The organism is Dactylosporangium sp. NPDC006015, assembly GCF_040614215.1.
Taxonomy (GTDB): domain Bacteria; phylum Actinomycetota; class Actinomycetes; order Mycobacteriales; family Micromonosporaceae; genus Dactylosporangium; species Dactylosporangium maewongense.
The window spans coordinates 20,195-36,369 of sequence record NZ_JBEXUD010000068.1; the positions used below are offsets into that span (position 1 = coordinate 20,195).

Consider the following 16,175-nt stretch of genomic DNA (forward strand, 5'->3'; position numbering starts at 1 on the left):
CGTCGACCCCGCCGATCCACCCGTCCCGGTCCGTACTGCGGTCGCCGCACTGGTGCTCAACGCCGACGCGGTGCGCGCCGCCTGCAGCCTGTCCGGCGGCGCTCGGCGTTACCGGTTGCAGGTGCGCTCCCCTGCCGATGGCGCGGTCTGGCTCACGCGGCAGCAGATCACCGAGTTGTACGGCACCTCCGTGCGGCGCTCATCACGGTGCGTAAGAAGGCCCTGGTTTCGGTGACCTGCTGAGCCTTCGCTGCTGTCGGTGGGGCCCGAACTCGCGAGCAAAACCACCCATCCGGACCGCGAGTGGCGCTTGGCGCTGCGGCATCACCTCATACACCGCCGACGTGGAATGAACGCCCGCGCCTGGGAACAACTGCACCGCAAAGCCTCACCGGCACCGTTCAACGGGTCAGCCGGCCCGTGCCCGGGTTGCCGTGGAGAACGCGGGGCGGTGGAGCTCGACCCCCCTTCCCGCCGCTGGCCGGTGTGCTCAGCCTCTCCTCCTGCCCGGCTGCAGCGGGCGGTGGGGCTCAATCGCCCTTCCTGCCCGGCAGGTGGGCATCGTTGCGGTGAGGCGGGGCCAAGTTGACGACCTCGTCGACGTCGGTGAGGAGGTCCGTGCGGTGGGTGATGAGCAGGACCGCCCGGTCGCCCGCGGCGGTGAGCAGGTCGCGGGTCAGTGCGGCGGCGGTGGGCTCGTCGAGGTGTTCGGTGGGCTCGTCGAGGATCAGGACGGGGAAGTCGGCCAGCAGCGCGCGGGCGAGCGCGAGCCGGCGGCGCTGGCCGCCGGACAGGGTGACGCCGTGCTCGCCGACGGGGGTGTCGAGGCCGGCGGGCAGGGTCCTGACCCAGTCGAGCAGCCGCGCGGCCGTCAGGGCCGTCTCGAGCTCGGCCCGGGTCGCGCCGGGGCGGCCGATGCGGAGGTTCGCCTCGATGGTCGTGTCGAACAGGTACGCGTCGTCGCCCAGGTATCCGACGACCCGGCGCAGGTCGTCGCCGCGCAGGTCGCGCACGTCGACATCGTTGAGCGTCACCCGGCCGGCGACCGGGTCGAGCCATCGCAGCAGCAGCGCCGCGACCGTGCTCTTGCCGGCGCCGCTCGGGCCGACGAGCGCGACCCGGCGGCCCGGGCGCAGCGTGAGCGACACGTCGCGGACCACCACCTGGCCCGGCGTCCAGCCGGCGGACACGCCTTCGAGGCGGACGGTCGGCGGGCCGGCCGGCAACGGCGCGGGCTCGATCGGGTCCGGTGCCGGGTCGGCGGCTGTGGCGATCTCGGCGAGCCGGCCGAGGGCGGCGCGGGCCGCGGCGAGGCGTTGCGCGGCGGCAGGGATCGTGCCGACCGTCTCGAACACGGCGAGCGGGGTGAGCACGACGACGGCGAGCAGCTCCCCCGGGAGGGTGCCGGCCCGGACCGCGACGGCGCCGGCGGCCAGGCCGGCGAGGACACTCAGGCCCGTGCACAGCGCGGTGACCGCGGCCGACAGGCCCGCGGCGGCGCTGGAGCGGCGGGCGGCGGTGAGCAGCTGCCGGTCGGTGCGGTCCAGCGCGGCGAGCGCGTCACCGGCGGCGCCGTGCGCGATGAGCTCGGGCAGCCCTTCCATCAGGTCGACGGTGCCCGCGGCCAGCGCGCCGCGCAGGGGTGCGAGCCTGGCGTCGGCGCGACGGACCGCCGCCGACTGCAGCACCGGCACCCCGACCGCGACGAAGAGCAGCCCGGCCGCGAGGACCGCACCGGCGACCGGCAGCAGGCCGCCGACGAGCAGCACGGTGGCCGCACCGGTGACGGCGGCGACCGCGATGGGCAGCAGCACGCGGGCGATCACGTCGAGCACGGACTCGACGTCGTCGACGAGGCGCGCGACGAGGTCACCGCGGCGGAACGCGGCGATGCCGGCGGGCGCGAGACGCTCCAGCCTCCGGTACGCCTGCACCCTCAACCCGCCCAGCACCCGGAACGCGGCGTCGTGGCCGGTGACCCGCTCGACATACCGCAGCACGCCCCGACCGATCCCGAACGCCCGCACGGCGACGATCGCCACCATCAGGTGCAGCACCGGCGGGTGCTGAGCAGCGCGCGAGATGAGCCACGCCGACGTCGCCATCAGCCCGACCCCGGCTCCGGCCGCGCCGACCCCGGCGATCAACGCCAGTGCGAGCTGCCCTGCCGCCGGCCGGCACAACCGCAGCACACCACGGACAACGCCGACGCCACGGCCGTCCACGGCTCGCTCCCGGCCCACCGCGCCGGCCACGCCACGCCCCCGGGACGCCGCACCGGGCACGCCATCCACGCCGCGCTCCAGGGGAGGCTGACCGGCCGCGCGGGCACGGTCGTCGCGCGGTCGGGTGGCGGCGTGGACGGGGCGGTCATGCGTCCGGGTGGACTCGGCCGGTGCGCCGTGGTTGTGGTCGGGGATCATGTCGCCGTTCTTCGTGGGCGAGGTGGACGGGCCGTTGGGACGGGCCGCGTGGTCGGTGACGCTCATGCCGGCACCGCCATCCGGCCGACCGGAACCACGCGGTCGGCGAGGGCAACAAGCACAGAACGATGAGCCGTCACGATGACCGTCCAACCGTTCGCGGGAGCGCAGCGGCGGGCCGCGTGGTCGGTGACGCTCATGCCGGCACCGCCGAGCGGCCGACCGGAATCACGCGGTCAGCGAGAGCAACGAGCACGGAACGATGGGCCGTCACGATGACCGTCCAACCGTTCGCGGGGGCGCAGCGGCGGGGCGCATGGTCGGTGACGCTCATGCCGGCACCGCCGTCCGGCCGACCGGGATCGCGCGGTCGGCGAGGGCGATGAGCGCGGGACGGTGGGCGGTCATGATGACCGTCCGGCCGGTCGCGTAGGCGCGGATCGCGGCGAGGATGCCCGCCTCCGTCGCGGCGTCGAGGTTGGCGGTCGGCTCGTCGAGCAGGACCAGCGGGGCGTCGCGCAGGAACACGCGGGCCAGGGCGATGCGCTGCCGCTGGCCGGCGGACAGGCCCGCGCCGTCGTCGCCGAGCCTGGTCGACATGCCGTCCGGCAGGGCGTCGATGAACTCCAGCGCGCCGGCCAGGTCCGCGGCGCGGCGCAGCGACTCCTCGGTGGCGGCGGGCGCGCCCAGGCGGATGTTGTCGGCGATGGTGCCGGCGCTGAGCCAGGGCCGCTGCGGCAGCCACGCGACCAGCCGCCGCCACGCGTCGGGGTCGACGGCCGTCAGGTCCTGGCCGTCGACGGTGACGGTGCCGGCCGCCGGTGCGGCGAAGCCGAGCAGCACGGCCAGGGCCGTGGACTTGCCGCAGCCGCTGGGGCCGGTCAGGGCCACCAGCTCGCCCGGGTGGATCTCGGCGGTGAACGGCGGCAGCGACGCCTCGGATCGGCCGTCGTGACGGACGACGACGTCCTCGAAACGCACGGTGCCGGCGGGTGCAGGTGCCGTGCCGTGCGGTGGCGGCGGCCGGTCGAGGATCTCGAACACCGACGTGGCGGCGGCGAGACCTTCGGCGCTGGCGTGGTAGTTGGCGCCGACCTGGCGCAGCGGCAGATAGGCCTCCGGGGCGAGGATCAGCACGAGCAGCGCGGTGGCGAGGCCGAGGCTGCCGTCGACGAGGCGCAGGCCGATGCCGACCGCGACGAGCGCCACCGACAGCGTCGCGAGCAGCTCCAGCACCAGCGAGGACAGGAACGCGACCCGCAGCGTGCGCATGGTGGTGGTGCGCTGCTCGGCGCTGATCCGGGCGATGACACCGGCCTGCCGCTTCGCGCGGCCGAAGACCCGCAGGGTCGGCAGGCCGGCGACGATGTCGAGGAAGTGGTGCGACAGCCGGGCGAGGAGCCGGAACTGGCGCCGGTTCGCCGACTCGGTGTGCAGCCCGACGAGGGCCATGAACACCGGGATGAGCGGCAGGGTGAGGGCGATCGTGCCCGCGGCGACGAGGTCCGCGGGCGCGATGCGGGCGAGCACGATGACCGGCACCAGCGCGGCGAGGACCAGCTGCGGCAGGTACCGCGCGAAGTAGGCGTCCAGGGCGTCCAGCCCACGGGTGGCGAGGACGGCGACCTTGCCGCTGTCGCCGGCGGCGCCCGGGCCGAGCGCCGCGACGTGGGCGAGCAGCCGCGACCTCAGCTGCCGCTTCACGGCCGCGGACGAGCGGGCCGCGGCGACCTCCTGCGCCCAGGCGACCGCCGCCCGCAGCGCGACGACGGCGGCCAGCCAGCCGAGGGCCGGCGCGATCCGGGCCACGTCGGCGCCGTGCAGGTACACGGCGGTGATGCCGTCGGCGAGCAGCGTGGCCTGGGCCACGACGAGCGCGGCGAGGGCGACGCCGAGGGCGACGGACAGCACCAGGTAGCCGCGGGTCGCCCCGGCATGGCGCAGCAGGCGCGGGTCGAGGGGCTTCACGGGTGGGCCGCCGGGATGTGCTCGACCCGCAGCCGCCGGCGGAACACCCAGTAGGTCCACGACTGGTAGCCCAGCACGATCGGGGTGAAGCAGACCGCGACCCAGGTCATGACCTTCAGCGTGTACGGCGTGGACGACGCGTTGGTCACGGTGAGGCTGTCGCCGCCGGGGAGGGTGGTCGGCATGACGTCGGGGAAGAGCGTGACGAACAGGGCGGCGACGGCGAGGACCAGGGTCGCCCCGGTGGCGAGGAACGCCCAGCCTTCGCGGCGGGCCCGCGCGGCCACCACCGCGCCGATCAGGGCCGCGGCGGCCGCGCCCGACAGCGCCCAGCCCCAGGCGTCGTCGTGGGTCAGCTGGGTCCACAGCAGGAACGCCGCGGCGAGGAGCACGGCGGGCAGGCTGAGCCGGAACGCGAGGCGCCCCGCCCTGACCCGGACGTCGCCGTCGGTCTTCAGCGCCAGGAACACCGCGCCGTGCAGCGCGAACAGCGACAGCGTCGTGAGCCCGCCGAGCAGCGCGTAGGGGTTGAGGAGGGTGAAGAACGTGCCGGCGTACTCGTGCTCGGCGGTGATCGGCACGCCGCGGACGATGTTGCCGAACGCGACACCCCACAGCAGCGCCGGCACGAAGCTCCCGGCGATGATGCACAGGTCCCAGCGGCGCCTCCACTGTGGACTGTCGACCTTGCCACGGTATTCGAAAGCGAGCCCACGCAGGATGAGCGCCACGAGGATGATCAGCAGCGGCAGGTAGAAGCCGGAGAAGAGCGTGGCATACCACTCCGGGAAGGCGGCGAACGTCGCGCCGCCGGCGACGAGGAGCCAGACCTCGTTGCCGTCCCAGACCGGGCCGATGGTGTTGATGAGCAGGCGCCGCTCCCGCTCGTCGCGGGCGAGGACCGGCAGCAGCATGCCGACGCCGAAGTCGAAGCCTTCCAGGAGGAAGTAGCCGGCCCAGAGCACGGCGATGAGCGCGAACCAGACGGTGGTGAGTTCCATGTCGTTTCCCTCTAGTACGCGAACGCCAGTGGACGGTCTTCGTCATCTTCGTCAGCTATGTCACTGGGTAAGACGATTTCGGGTGCCCCGGCTCGGGCGTAGCGCAGCATCAGCATCAGTTCGACGACGGCGAGCGCGCCGTACAGGAGCGTGAAGACGACGAGCGAGGTCGCGACGGTGCTCGCGGACACCGACGGCGAGACGCTCTGTGAGGTCTTGAAGATGCCGAAGACGGTCCACGGCTGGCGGCCGACCTCGGTGAAGATCCAGCCGAACGAGTTGGCCAGCAGCGGCATGGCGACCGTGGCCACGGCGGCCGTCCACAGCCAGCGCCCCGCGGGCAGCCGGCCCTTCCGGGTGCGCCACAGCGCGACCGCGGCGACGGCCATGGCGAGGGCGCCGAAGCCGATCATGAGGCGGAACGACCAGTAGGTGACCGGCACGTAGGGCACGTAGTCGCCTTCGCCGTACCGCTGCGAATACAGCTGCTGGAGGTCGTTGATGCCCTCGACGGAGCCGCTGGGGCTGCCGGTCGCCATGAAGGACAGCAGCGACGGGATGCGCACGCTGGCGACCTCCTCGCGCCCGTCGAGCGAGCCGATGGTGAAGATGGAGAACGAGGCGGGTTCGGACGTCTGGTACAGCGCCTCCGCGGCGGCCATCTTCATCGGCTGCTGCTCGGTCATCACCCGCGCCTGCAGGTCGCCTGTGACGAGCACGCCGACGCCGGCGACGAGCACGACCCAGGCGCCGAGGCGCAGCGCCGGCCGGAACACGTCGACCTGGTTGCCGCGGCGCAGGTGCCAGGCGCTCACGGCGAGCATGAACGCGCCGCCGGTGAGAAAGCACGCCGTGACGGTGTGCGGGAAGGTCACGAGGGTCGTCGAGTTCGTCAGGACCGCGACGATGTCGGTGAGCTCCGCCCGGCCGCGTTCGGCGTTCACGGTGTACCCGACGGGGTGCTGCATCCAGGAGTTGGCGGCGAGGATGAAGTACGCCGACAGCATGGTGCCGATCGACGCGAGCCAGATCGCCGCCAGGTGGACGCGCTTCGGCAGCCGGTCCCAGCCGAAGATCCACAGTCCGAGGAACGTCGACTCGAGGAAGAACGCGAGGAGTCCCTCGATGGCCAGGGGCGCGCCGAAGATGTCACCGACGAAGCGTGAGTACGCGCTCCAGTTCATGCCGAACTGGAACTCCTGCACGATGCCGGTGACGACCCCCATCGCGAAGTTGATGAGGAACAGCTTCCCCCAGAACTTCGTCGCTCGCAGGTACTCGGGGCGCCCGGTCCGGAACCAGGCGGTCTGCAGCCCGGCGACGAGCGCCGACAGGCCGATGGTGATCGGCACGAAGATGAAGTGGTAGACGGTGGTGATCGCGAACTGCCACCGCGCAAGGTCCAGCGCGTCCATGGCCCGATTCTCGGGAGCCGGCGCGGGCGGCATCAGGGCCGAACGGCACGTCCGTCCGGGACTGTCGGGCCCTCCTGCGTGAGGACGGTCACGCGGTGCCCGGGCGCGCGTCGGCCGGCCAGTTGAGGACCTTGGCGCCGAGGACCGCGGCCTGCAGGGTGAACCGGTGGGTCGGGTCGGCCGCGTCGTATCCGGTGAGGGCCTTGATGCGCTCCAGCCGGTACGTCACGGTGCGCACCGACACCCGCAGCCGCTTCGCCGACTCGGTGGCCACCCCGCCGGTGGCGAAGTAGACGTCGAGGGTGTCCAGCAGCGGCCGGGCGCCGCCGCGGGCCTGCAGCAGCGGGCTGAGCACGGCGGAGACGAGGTCGACGATGGCGGGCTGGTCGCGCAGCAGGACCCGGTAGACGAGCAGGTCGTGCGCGGTGATGACGGACTTGTCCCCGTGCAGGCGCCCCGCCATGGTCAGTGCCTCGCGGGCCTCCTCGTAAGAGCGGGCGATGCCGTACAGGCCGGGGTGCGGGCGGCCGACCGCGACCCGCCACGGCCGGCCGTGCCGGAGCCGGTTGAGCTCGCCGTGCACCAGCTCACCCAGGTCGCTGTCGCGGCCGGCGGGTGCGGTCGTGCCGGCCACGGCGGGCTCCGCCGGGGCGAGGACCACGAGGAGGTTGTCCTTGGTGGCGACGAGGACGTCACGGTCGCCGAGCCGGTCGAAGATGACCGCCTCGAGGGCGCTGATCGCCGTGTCGGTGTCGGGCAGCCGCCGGCCCGGGGCCGCGAGCGCCACCTGGTGCACCCGGGCGAGGTCGAGCCCGAACGGCTCGGCCCGCTCGACCACGCTGCCGAGGTCGGAGTCGCCGCGCAGCAGGTCGTCGACGAGCTCCCGGCGCAGCGCCTCCTCCCGGCGGACGAGGTCCCGGCGCGCGACCGCGTACCCCTCGGCGAGGGTCGCGACGGCGTCGTCGATGACGTGCAGCACCGCGGCCGCGGCGGCGCGGACGACCTCGCTGTCGCGGGAACGCACCACCATCGGCAGGTCCTGCCACAGCCGCCGGGCCGCCGACAGGTACAGCTGCACCACCCGTCCGGCGGAGATGCCCTGCTCGGCGGCCTGCCGACCGAGCAGCGCCACGGCGTCGAGCTCGGCGCGTCTGGGCCGGCGGCCGCTGACCGCGGCGTCGGCGAGCATCGGCAGGTAGTCGCCGAGCAGGAGCACCGGCACGTCACCGGCGTCGCGGGCGGCGGCGGTGGCGACCTCGGCCAGCCATGCCTGCTGCGCCTGCTGCGGCTGCGCGGTCTTGGGCGCGTCGGCAGACGCGCCGGTCGAGGCCCGCCGGCTGCGGTCGGCCATCGCAGTGCTCACCTCCCGCCGGCGTCCGGCCGCCGGGTCTCCGGCGCGGCGGTGCATTCCCGCCGTGGCCGGTCACCGGCAGTGTAGACCCGGCTCCGCAGGCCCGGCTCCGGTTCCCGCCGCGAGCAGCCGGGGCAGCGGCTGTCCGCCGGTTGCCGGATCAGTTGGTCGATACGGATGTCCGCCCCGCATCCGGTACACCTGCCGTAGCGGCCACGGTCGAGCGCGTGCAGCGCGTGTTCGACGTCGTCGAGCCGGCGCCAGGTGAGCTCGGCCAGCGCCGGCTGCTCGGTGCTGCCGGCGCCGCCCTGCCGCGGCTGGTTGAGCAGGCGGAGCTGGGTGCGGTACCGGTCGCGGTGCTCGTGCAGCAGCACCCGCAGCATGTCGAGATCCCGCTGCCTGCCGCGTGTGTCCATCGTGAAGCTCCTGGTTCGTGGCCGCCGGAGGCGCCGGCCGTGCGGTCCGGCGCCTCAGGGCGGCAGGGGACGGTCAGCGCCCGCGGGCCTGGCAGGGCACGCAGAACCGCGCGTGCGGCAGGATCTCCAGCCGGGCGGCGGGAATCGGGCCGGCGCAGCGTTCGCAGCGGCCGTAGCTGCCCGCGGTGAGCCGGGTCAGCGCGGCGGAGATCTCCTCGATCGCCTGGCGGGCGGCGGCCGTGCGCGCACCGATCGTGTCCGGGTCCTCGCCGGCGCTGCCCGGCTCGGTGCCGGCCGCGGCGAGGACCGCGAGCTCCTCGGTGTGCTGTCGCAGCTGCGTCTGCAGCGTGTGCCGCAGCGGACTCGTGTCGACGCTCATGCTGGTCTCCCATCAACCTGTCAGAACATTGCGGTGGAGCACGCGTGTGCCGGTCAGGGCCGCACGGCGCCGCGGCGCAGCGCGGCGAGCGCGGCCAGGCCGGCGCCGCGCACCGCGGCCAGATGCGGCGCGGCCGGGCGGCGCACCGGGGTGCCCGCGGCACCCGCGATGCGCGCCGCCAGCCGGGGCCGGGCCGCGCCGCCGCCGACGAGGAGCAGACCCCCACGGACCGCCGCGGCGACGACCTGGCGGCGTTGGCCGGTCTGCCGGCGCACCCGGCCGACGAGGTCGGTGATGGCGGCGACGACCGCCGCGTCGAGGTCCGGCCCGTCGACGCCGTCGTGCAGCCCGACGTCGCGCCGGTGGGCCGCGACGATCACGCCGCCCTCGAGCACGGCGACCTCGGTCAGGTGCGCGCCGACGTCGGCGACCAGCAACGGGCCAGGCGCCGCGCCGGCGCCGATCGCCGCCGCGCGCACGGAGTCGATGAACAGCAGCCGTGCCGGTTCGAACACCTTCGTCACCAGCTCGCGCACGGCCGGCTCCATCCGCGGGTCGGTGCCCACGGGCCGGCACGTCACGACCACGGCACCGGCGGGCAGCGGCCGGCGCCGCTCCCATGAGAGGCCGGACAGCAGGGTCCGCATCGCCTCCAGGTCGGTGATCCGGCCCCGGGCGACCAGACCGGACCACGGCGCGGTCACCGTCTCCGGGTAGCTGAGCTGCAGCACCCCACGGCCCGACGCCCAGATCCTGGCGCCGGCGCCGCCGAGGTCGAGCCCCACGGCCGCGGGCTCGTGCGCGGGGTTCGCCGCGCCGGTGCGGTGCCGGGGGTCGCCCGGGCGTTCCAGCCTTTCTAGGGCGGCGCTGCCGGTCGGTTGGGTGAACATGGCTCTCCTCTCGGACACCTGTACGCGGTCCGTGACGACGGTGAGGTTGTGCGGAAAGCGGTCCGGACGCGACCGGGACGGGCTGTGGCGGTGCCGCAGCACGAGGGGTCAGGCGCGTCCGGCGTCGATCGCCGCGGACGCTGTGGCCGGGCCTGCGGTCAGCCGATGACGGCCGGCACGCCGTAGCGGCCGGGCGGCGACTGCCGGCGGAAGCGCTCGAGCCCGATGCGTCCCCGCGCCACACGTGGCCAGGCTGAGGTCGCACCGGGCGAGCCGGTCGGCGCGGGGCAGGCGGCGACCAGGACGGGGGGCCGCTCAGGGCACAACACGCCAGTCACCACGATCACCACCCCTGCGAGCCGTACCGAAGGAATCTCCAGCATCGGCGATCCGCGCACGGCATACACCAGCATCGGTCGGCAACCTTGACGGCGCCCTGCTTGCCGATCATCGGCAATCTGGCCGGCGGCGGGCGCCGTGCCACCGCGTGGCGCCCGGTGCCCGCACGGGGCCCGCACGGGGTCCGGCCCGGTGGCTCTCAGGTCCTGCGCACCGTGGTGACCAGCGCCAGCACCTCGCTGCGCAGCGACTCCGCGAGCTGCGCGAGCCCGGACGGCTTGCCGTCCACGGCAGCGGCGATGCCGTCGACGAGCGAGCTCATCTCGCGGAGGCTCTGGGTCACCGACTCCAGCACCGCGATCGCCGACCTGGCCGCGGCCTGCATGTTGTCCACGTGGGCCACGATCTCGTCGCTGGACGCCGCCGTCTCGGTGGCGAGGGTCTTGACCTCGGTGGCGACCACGTTGAAGCCGAGACCCGCCTCACCCGCGCGGGTGGCCTCGATGGTGGCGTTGAGCGCGAGCAGCCGGGTCTGCGCGGCGACCCGGGTGATGAGCTCGACCGCCCGCCGGATCTGCTCGGAGGCGGCGCGGAGCCCGCCGACGGTCTGCATGCCCTCCTCGGCGTGGCCGACCGCGTCGTTGGCGAAGGACGCGAGCCCTCCGGCGGACGCGCCGACCTGGCTGGCGGCGGCCGCCACCTGCTCCGACACGGTGAGCACCGCGGACTCGAGCTGGTCGGCCAGACCGAGACGGCTCAGGCCGGCCGCCGCGAGGTCCTCGGCGGCGGCGCGCATCCGGTCCGTGGCGCGGTTGATGGTCGCCGCGCCCAGCCCGAACGCGCCCCGCATCCCGCCCGGCAGGAAGCGCCGGTGGTAGCGGCCTTCCGCGGCGGCGGTGAGCGACGCGGTGGACTCGCGCACGAACGCGTCGACCACGTCGATGAGCTGGTTCACGGCGTCCGCCGCCGCGGCGGCGTCCGGGTCGTGCCCCACCACCGGCACGCGGGCCTCGAGGTCACCGCCGGCGACGGCCCGGCAGACGGCGGCCAGCGTCCGGAGCGTGTCGTCCCCGGACGGCCGCGGCTCCTTCGACGCCCGTCTCATGCCGTGACAGCCCCGGTCAGCGACCAGAAGAACTCGTCGTAGGTGCGGCCCTGCTCGGCGAGCTCCCGCTCCAGCAGGCGGGTGGACGCCTCGATCGCCTCCTGCGGCCGGCCGTGGCGGCGTTCCTCGGCGCGCAGCCTGGCGTAGAGCCCGGTGACGGCCGCGACCGCGGGGCGATCCGGGCGGCGGCGGTTGGAGTGGTACCCGACGCGGGCACCACGGGCGTCGAACGACGGCGTCACGTGCGCCAGCACCCAGTAGTGCGCGCCGTCGCGGGCCAGGTTGACGACGTAGGCGAAGAGCTCGTCGCCGCGACCGATGGTGTCCCACAGCAGCTTGAAGACGCACCGCGGCATGTCAGGGTGGCGGATCACGTTGTGCGGGCTGCCGATCGCCTCCGCGGCGGTCAAGGCGGACATCCTGAGGAAGACCGGGTTGGCGTACGTGATGACGCCCCGCAGATCGGTCTTGGTCACGATCAGCTCGTCCTCGCCGAGCATCCGCTCCTGCCCGGTCGGGGCCGCCGTGGCCTCACGCATCACACCTCGCCGTCCGATCGGTCCGTGCCTGTTCCGTCCGTCCCTCTATTCGCCGGGCCGCGCGCGAAGTGTAGGAAAACGCGCGGCGTCACCCGGCGCCAGCAGGCCGACGCCGCCGTCGTAGCGGCGGTAGACCAGGGCGCCGCGGCCGTCGGCGGCGTCGGTGAAGAACAGGAACGGCAGCCAGCCCTCGGCGAGGTGGGTGGCGGCCGCGTCCGGGGTGAGGACCGGCGTCCGGCGCGAGTTGACCGTCGGCGTCGGCGTGCCGTTGGCGGTGACCGGACGCATGCTGTGCTGCCGGGCGACGCGCAGGCCGGTGGGGCCGGCGCGGTACACGACGGCGTCCTCGCCCGTGTCCAGCTCGGTGAACAGGCACACGTCGTAGTCCATCGCGGCCAGCATCGACCCGGCCTGGCAGGCCCGGCGCGGCCGCAGCGGCACCACCTTGCGGCGGGTGATCCGGGCCGGACCGGGCACCGCGAGCGTGCGCCGCTGCGGGTCGGGCCACGGCCACGGCTCCCACCCGGTCTCCAGCCGGGTGATCTGGCGCTCCAGCCGGTCCGCGGCGGCCGCGACGGCGGCCGGCAGGGTCGGGCCGTCGACCTGGATCCGGGCGGGTGCCCCGCCGACGCGCAGGTTCACCTGGATCACGGCCGGGCAGCCCGCGTGGGGTCCGCAGGTGAGGCGCAGCCGCGCCGCGCCGGCCGAGCGGTGCCGCGCGACCACGGCCGCGACGGCCGCCCGGGCGCGGTCCCGGTCGTTCGGGTCGACCGGCCCGCGGCTGCGCACGTCGACGTCACCCGCGGGGCCGATCACTGACACGTCGAGCTCCGGCACCGGTACACCTCCTGGATCGGCAACGGCGTCAGTGTCGCCGCCCGTCACAGGGGCCGACAGTGCCGAAGGTCCCGTCCTCGCCGTCCCGGATCCCGGTGCCCTACCGGTGGCCGGCCTTCTCGTGCTCGAGCCTGGCAAGCAGCCGGTCCTGGAGGAGGTCCACGGCCTCGTACGGGCCGTCCGCGGCCGCCTCGGCGTGCAGGACCCGGCCGTTCAGGTCGATCTCGGCGCGGGCGGTGACGGGCCGGGTGGCGGCCGGGTTCGCGATCCGGTCGAGCCGCACCTTGGCGTAGAGGATCGGGCGTCCCGTGTGCCCGAGCACCGCGGTGACCTTCTCCCGGGCGTACCCATGCAGCCGAGGCTCCATTCCGGCCTGCAGCTGGACCTGGACCTCGACCTCGTCGTGCGTGCGGGACATCGTCTCGTCCTTCCCTCGTCCAAGGGGCGGGGTTCCGACCGCCTGAGATCATTTGATCTCCCCGGTACGGGACGCCTCCAGGGTCTTTGGTCCCGTCACACCGTGGCGGCGCGGGCCGGCCGGGATCATTCCCCGATGCCGCCCGTGGCCAGGTGTAGCGGGCGGCACGGCGGGCAGGTGCGCTGCGACCACGCCGCCCCTGCCGCCGCCACGGACGGTCCGGCACCGCCTGCGGGCTCGAAGCACCGTGGAGGCGGCAGGCACTGAGGCACTTCGCGGGAAGCGAGGCCGACGGATGGACATCAGCACACGCAACAACGGGCGGACGGTGCAGGAGCTGCTGCGCTGCGCCGCCGAGGAGGCCACGCGGGCACCGTCCGTGCTGAACACGCAGCCGTGGCGGTGGCACGTCGGCGAGGACGGGCTCGACCTGCACGCCGACCGGACCCGCCAGCTGCACGCCATCGACCCGGCCGGCCGGCTGCTGATCCTGAGCTGCGGCGCGGCGCTGCACCACGCCCGGGTCGCGCTGGCGGCGTCCGGGATCAACCCGTCGGTGCGGCGTTATCCCGACGCGGCCGACCCGGACCTGCTCGCCCGGGTGCGGTCCGGCGGGATCCAACCGGTGCGGGCGGAGGACGCCGCCGCCGCGGACGCCATGCGGCAGCGGCGGACGGACCGGCGGCCGTTCCTGGCGTCCGGGCCGGCGACCGGCGACACGCTGGACGCGCTGCACGCGGCGGCGACGGCCGAGGACACGACGCTGCACCGCATCGACGGCGACCAGATCGCGTACCTGCGGGCGGCCGAGCACGGCGCGCAGATCATCGAGGCCAAGGACGAGCGGCGCCGGGAGGAGCTGCGGGAGTGGACGGGGCGGCCGGCGGAGAAGGGCGACGGTGTGCCGCCGGAGACCGTCGCGGGACCGACGCCCCGGCCGGTGCCGCTGCGCGGCTTCGGGCTCGGCGACCGGGCCGCCCTGACCCCGGGCACCGGCGACGACCGGTCCGCCGGGTACCTGCTGCTCGCCACGCGCACCGACGAGCCCGCCGCCTGGCTACGGGCGGGTGAGGCGGTCAGCGCGGTCTGGCTCACCGCGATCAGTCTCGGGCTGGCGGTCTCGCCGATGAGCGACGCCGTCGAGGTGCCCGGCGCCCGCGCCCTGCTGCGGAGCCTCCTGCCGCACGGCGGCAATCCGCAACTCGTGCTGCGCGTCGGCGCCGATCCCGGGTCGCCGCCACCGGCGAGCCCCCGCCGGCCGACCGGTGACGTCATCGGCGACGAGACCGGACCGTGACTCCCCGCCGTGGAGCAGGCCGGGAAGCCAGGGAGCACACCCAGGAAGGCGACAGGAGGCACGCCATGCACGCCAAGGACATCATGAGCCGGCCCGTCCACACGGTGCGGGCGGACGAACCCGTCGCCGGCGCGGTGGCCCTGCTCGAACGCGAGCAGATCACGGCCGCGCCGGTGGTCGACGCGCACGGCAGGCTGGTCGGCTCGATCAGCGAACGGGACCTGCTCCGCCGGTCCGCCGGACCGGCGGCACCCGGGGCGGACACGCCGGGCACCCGGGTGGAGGACGTCATGTCCGGGCTGCCGGTGGCCGGCTGGCCCGACACCGACGTCGCCGACATCGCCAAGGTCATGGTCGACCAGGGCGTCCACAGCGTGCCGATCGTGATCGACGAGCACGTCATCGGCATCGTCAGCCGGTGCGACGTGCTCCGCACGATCATGCCCACCGACGACACGGCGATGCGCGAGGCGCAACGACGGCTGACGGAGTACGCCGGCGGTCAGCGTCGCTGGACGGTCGCCGTCACCGGTGGCACGGCGGTGGTCAGCGGCCGCTTCGACAGCGGCACCGAACGCGACATCGCGATGGCGCTCGTGCGCACCACGCCCGGCATCGACACGGTCACCACCGCCGACGAGGAGACGTGATCCGCAGGGCACGGGGCCCTCAAAGGGCCCTGCGGACGGGACGTCAGCCGTCCACCATGAGTTCTCCGACGACCTCGACGGTCTCGGCGGCGGGCCTCCTCGGCGAGTGCGGCGGGAGGGCTCCCGGGGCGGGGACGCCGATCCGGACGCCGATGACGGGATGGGCGACGTCGCCGAGCATGCGGCGCAGCAGGTCCCGGGCGCTGCGGACCTCCACGAGGTCGCTCATCGCGGAGGTGGCCAGCCGTTCGGCGGTCGCGGTGAGCAGCACGGCGGACAGCGCCTCACCCGCGACGAGCCAGGCCGCCGGCTCGTCCACGTCGGTGACGATCACGCCGTACGAGGCGGCGCGGTCCACGGGTTCGGCACCGCTGTAGATGCTCGGGCCCTCGTCGACACCGGTGAAGTCGCGGATCGGCACCGGCCGCGCGCCCACTGCCGCGGTGGTGTCGTGCGGCACCCCTTCGCCGGCGGCGAGACGCGCCCCGGTCCACCTGTCGAGCTCGGCCCGGTACGCCGGGTCGGCCCGCTCGGCGGCGGCGGCGTGACCGGCGGCGACGGCCACCGCGGTGAGATCCTGCGGCCGGACGAGGTGCATGTCGGCGCCGGCGTGGCGGGCCGCGGCGCGCAGCCGGTCGGCGATGTGCTCCGGCACCGGGCGGACGTCGAACGGCCGCCGGTCGGTCCGCCGGGCCTGGATCGCATGCCGGAGCCGTTGTGCGGGCGACGACGGTTGCAGGCGGCCGGCGTACCGCAGCGTCGCCAGCAGGTCCGGGTCGTCGTCGCGGGGCAGCCGGTCGACGACCACGGCCGCGCCCTCGGCCGCCAGCGCGACGCACGCGTGGTGCAGCGCGGCCCCGCAGCTGACCGTCAGCAGCCGGCCCTCCGGATCGATGGGGTCCAGCTGCCGGCGCCGGTCCGCGCGGAGCACGGCGACGTCGTGCTCGATGCGCCAGCGCCAGGGCTGGGTGTTCCAGATGGACGGTGCGCGCAGCGCGGTCACGGCCGCACGCGCCAGGATCCGGCTGACCGCCTCCACGCGGATCGCCGCGTCGGGCTCGGTGTGCCGTACCGTTACCATGACGAACTCCTTCCCGGCCTCATCGTCCAGATCCTTGTGCCGCACCGGTTCCGGCGACGTTCACCG

At 74.8% G+C, this 16,175-nt stretch carries 18 protein-coding genes; 2 read left to right on the forward strand and 16 right to left on the reverse strand.

Translation table 11 applies throughout. From position 1 onward, the window contains the following. Positions 1 to 530: 530 nt before the first annotated feature. From cydC to ABZ321_RS54050, 15 genes are all read right to left on the reverse strand, one after another. A complete protein-coding gene (gene cydC, locus ABZ321_RS53980) occupies positions 531 to 2,489 on the reverse strand; it encodes a thiol reductant ABC exporter subunit CydC (RefSeq protein ID WP_354904194.1) in 1,959 nt (652 codons plus the stop codon). Beyond that, the gene (locus ABZ321_RS53985) at positions 2,486 to 2,623 is read right to left on the reverse strand and encodes a hypothetical protein (RefSeq protein ID WP_344505832.1); all 138 of its coding nucleotides are present in this window, start codon (positions 2,621 to 2,623) and stop codon (positions 2,486 to 2,488) included. The genes cydC and ABZ321_RS53985 overlap by 4 nt, the downstream gene beginning before the upstream one ends. Further along, the gene (locus ABZ321_RS53990; RefSeq protein WP_354904197.1) at positions 2,620 to 2,757 is read right to left on the reverse strand and encodes a hypothetical protein; all 138 of its coding nucleotides are present in this window, start codon (positions 2,755 to 2,757) and stop codon (positions 2,620 to 2,622) included. Before ABZ321_RS53990 ends, ABZ321_RS53985 begins: the two co-directional genes overlap by 4 nt. Continuing rightward, entirely contained in the window at positions 2,754 to 4,391 is a 1,638-nt protein-coding gene (gene cydD / locus ABZ321_RS53995; protein WP_354904200.1) for a thiol reductant ABC exporter subunit CydD, read from the reverse strand. The genes ABZ321_RS53990 and cydD overlap by 4 nt, the downstream gene beginning before the upstream one ends. Continuing rightward, entirely contained in the window at positions 4,388 to 5,392 is a 1,005-nt protein-coding gene (gene cydB, locus ABZ321_RS54000) for a cytochrome d ubiquinol oxidase subunit II (protein ID WP_354904202.1), read from the reverse strand. The genes cydD and cydB overlap by 4 nt, the downstream gene beginning before the upstream one ends. A gap of 11 nt (positions 5,393 to 5,403) precedes the next feature. Then, positions 5,404 to 6,807: a cytochrome ubiquinol oxidase subunit I gene (locus tag ABZ321_RS54005; RefSeq protein WP_354904205.1), complete on the reverse strand. Its 1,404-nt coding sequence runs from the start codon at positions 6,805 to 6,807 to the stop codon at positions 5,404 to 5,406. Between the two features lie 88 nt (positions 6,808 to 6,895). Beyond that, the gene (locus ABZ321_RS54010) at positions 6,896 to 8,158 is read right to left on the reverse strand and encodes a helix-turn-helix domain-containing protein (RefSeq protein ID WP_354904207.1); all 1,263 of its coding nucleotides are present in this window, start codon (positions 8,156 to 8,158) and stop codon (positions 6,896 to 6,898) included. A gap of 8 nt (positions 8,159 to 8,166) precedes the next feature. Continuing rightward, positions 8,167 to 8,574: a hypothetical protein gene (locus ABZ321_RS54015; protein ID WP_354904210.1), complete on the reverse strand. Its 408-nt coding sequence runs from the start codon at positions 8,572 to 8,574 to the stop codon at positions 8,167 to 8,169. A gap of 73 nt (positions 8,575 to 8,647) precedes the next feature. Continuing rightward, positions 8,648 to 8,953: a TraR/DksA C4-type zinc finger protein gene (locus ABZ321_RS54020; RefSeq protein ID WP_354904213.1), complete on the reverse strand. Its 306-nt coding sequence runs from the start codon at positions 8,951 to 8,953 to the stop codon at positions 8,648 to 8,650. Positions 8,954 to 9,006: 53 nt separating this feature from the next. After that, the gene (locus ABZ321_RS54025) at positions 9,007 to 9,843 is read right to left on the reverse strand and encodes a rod shape-determining protein (RefSeq protein WP_354904215.1); all 837 of its coding nucleotides are present in this window, start codon (positions 9,841 to 9,843) and stop codon (positions 9,007 to 9,009) included. 158 nt (positions 9,844 to 10,001) lie between these two features. Beyond that, complete coding sequence (locus tag ABZ321_RS54030) at positions 10,002 to 10,256, reverse strand: hypothetical protein (RefSeq protein WP_354904217.1); 255 nt, start codon at positions 10,254 to 10,256, stop codon at positions 10,002 to 10,004. Between the two features lie 125 nt (positions 10,257 to 10,381). Then, positions 10,382 to 11,287: a methyl-accepting chemotaxis protein gene (locus tag ABZ321_RS54035; protein ID WP_344505842.1), complete on the reverse strand. Its 906-nt coding sequence runs from the start codon at positions 11,285 to 11,287 to the stop codon at positions 10,382 to 10,384. Beyond that, positions 11,284 to 11,826 (reverse strand): PAS domain-containing protein, encoded by a 543-nt coding sequence (locus ABZ321_RS54040; protein WP_354904220.1) that lies wholly within the window; start codon positions 11,824 to 11,826, stop codon positions 11,284 to 11,286. The genes ABZ321_RS54035 and ABZ321_RS54040 overlap by 4 nt, the downstream gene beginning before the upstream one ends. 45 nt (positions 11,827 to 11,871) lie before the next feature. Then, positions 11,872 to 12,663 (reverse strand): sigma 54 modulation/S30EA ribosomal C-terminal domain-containing protein, encoded by a 792-nt coding sequence (locus ABZ321_RS54045; RefSeq protein ID WP_354904223.1) that lies wholly within the window; start codon positions 12,661 to 12,663, stop codon positions 11,872 to 11,874. Positions 12,664 to 12,763: 100 nt separating this feature from the next. Then, positions 12,764 to 13,081 (reverse strand): HPF/RaiA family ribosome-associated protein, encoded by a 318-nt coding sequence (locus ABZ321_RS54050; RefSeq protein WP_344505845.1) that lies wholly within the window; start codon positions 13,079 to 13,081, stop codon positions 12,764 to 12,766. Positions 13,082 to 13,376: 295 nt separating this feature from the next. On the opposite strand from ABZ321_RS54050, the gene ABZ321_RS54055 reads away from it, so the two are divergent. Further along, a complete protein-coding gene (locus tag ABZ321_RS54055; protein ID WP_344505846.1) occupies positions 13,377 to 14,378 on the forward strand; it encodes a nitroreductase in 1,002 nt (333 codons plus the stop codon). Between the two features lie 65 nt (positions 14,379 to 14,443). Further along, complete coding sequence (locus ABZ321_RS54060; RefSeq protein WP_344505847.1) at positions 14,444 to 15,028, forward strand: CBS domain-containing protein; 585 nt, start codon at positions 14,444 to 14,446, stop codon at positions 15,026 to 15,028. 43 nt (positions 15,029 to 15,071) lie between these two features. On the opposite strand, the gene ABZ321_RS54065 is transcribed toward ABZ321_RS54060, so the two are convergent. Further along, positions 15,072 to 16,109, reverse strand: coding sequence for a nitroreductase (locus ABZ321_RS54065; protein ID WP_344505848.1), 1,038 nt, complete (start codon positions 16,107 to 16,109; stop codon positions 15,072 to 15,074). Positions 16,110 to 16,175: the final 66 nt, after the last annotated feature.

What these genes read in the sequence shown, in the direction of transcription:
- ABZ321_RS54030 (WP_354904217.1), bottom strand. Translation starts at nt 10,256, where the DNA reads ATGCTGGTGTATGCCGTGCGCGGATCGCCGATGCTGGAGATTCCTTCG.
- ABZ321_RS54005 (WP_354904205.1), bottom strand. Translation starts at nt 6,807, where the DNA reads ATGGACGCGCTGGACCTTGCGCGGTGGCAGTTCGCGATCACCACCGTC.
- ABZ321_RS53985 (WP_344505832.1), bottom strand. Translation starts at nt 2,623, where the DNA reads ATGAGCGTCACCGACCACGCGGCCCGCCGCTGCGCTCCCGCGAACGGT.
- ABZ321_RS53990 (WP_354904197.1), bottom strand. Translation starts at nt 2,757, where the DNA reads ATGAGCGTCACCGACCATGCGCCCCGCCGCTGCGCCCCCGCGAACGGT.
- ABZ321_RS54025 (WP_354904215.1), bottom strand. Translation starts at nt 9,843, where the DNA reads ATGTTCACCCAACCGACCGGCAGCGCCGCCCTAGAAAGGCTGGAACGC.
- cydC (WP_354904194.1), bottom strand. Translation starts at nt 2,489, where the DNA reads ATGAGCGTCACCGACCACGCGGCCCGTCCCAACGGCCCGTCCACCTCG.
- ABZ321_RS54065 (WP_344505848.1), bottom strand. Translation starts at nt 16,109, where the DNA reads ATGGTAACGGTACGGCACACCGAGCCCGACGCGGCGATCCGCGTGGAG.
- ABZ321_RS54035 (WP_344505842.1), bottom strand. Translation starts at nt 11,287, where the DNA reads ATGAGACGGGCGTCGAAGGAGCCGCGGCCGTCCGGGGACGACACGCTC.
- ABZ321_RS54015 (WP_354904210.1), bottom strand. Translation starts at nt 8,574, where the DNA reads ATGGACACACGCGGCAGGCAGCGGGATCTCGACATGCTGCGGGTGCTG.
- ABZ321_RS54020 (WP_354904213.1), bottom strand. Translation starts at nt 8,953, where the DNA reads ATGAGCGTCGACACGAGTCCGCTGCGGCACACGCTGCAGACGCAGCTG.
- ABZ321_RS54010 (WP_354904207.1), bottom strand. Translation starts at nt 8,158, where the DNA reads ATGGCCGACCGCAGCCGGCGGGCCTCGACCGGCGCGTCTGCCGACGCG.
- ABZ321_RS54060 (WP_344505847.1), top strand. Translation starts at nt 14,444, where the DNA reads ATGCACGCCAAGGACATCATGAGCCGGCCCGTCCACACGGTGCGGGCG.
- ABZ321_RS54055 (WP_344505846.1), top strand. Translation starts at nt 13,377, where the DNA reads ATGGACATCAGCACACGCAACAACGGGCGGACGGTGCAGGAGCTGCTG.
- cydB (WP_354904202.1), bottom strand. Translation starts at nt 5,392, where the DNA reads ATGGAACTCACCACCGTCTGGTTCGCGCTCATCGCCGTGCTCTGGGCC.
- ABZ321_RS54050 (WP_344505845.1), bottom strand. Translation starts at nt 13,081, where the DNA reads ATGTCCCGCACGCACGACGAGGTCGAGGTCCAGGTCCAGCTGCAGGCC.
- ABZ321_RS54040 (WP_354904220.1), bottom strand. Translation starts at nt 11,826, where the DNA reads ATGCGTGAGGCCACGGCGGCCCCGACCGGGCAGGAGCGGATGCTCGGC.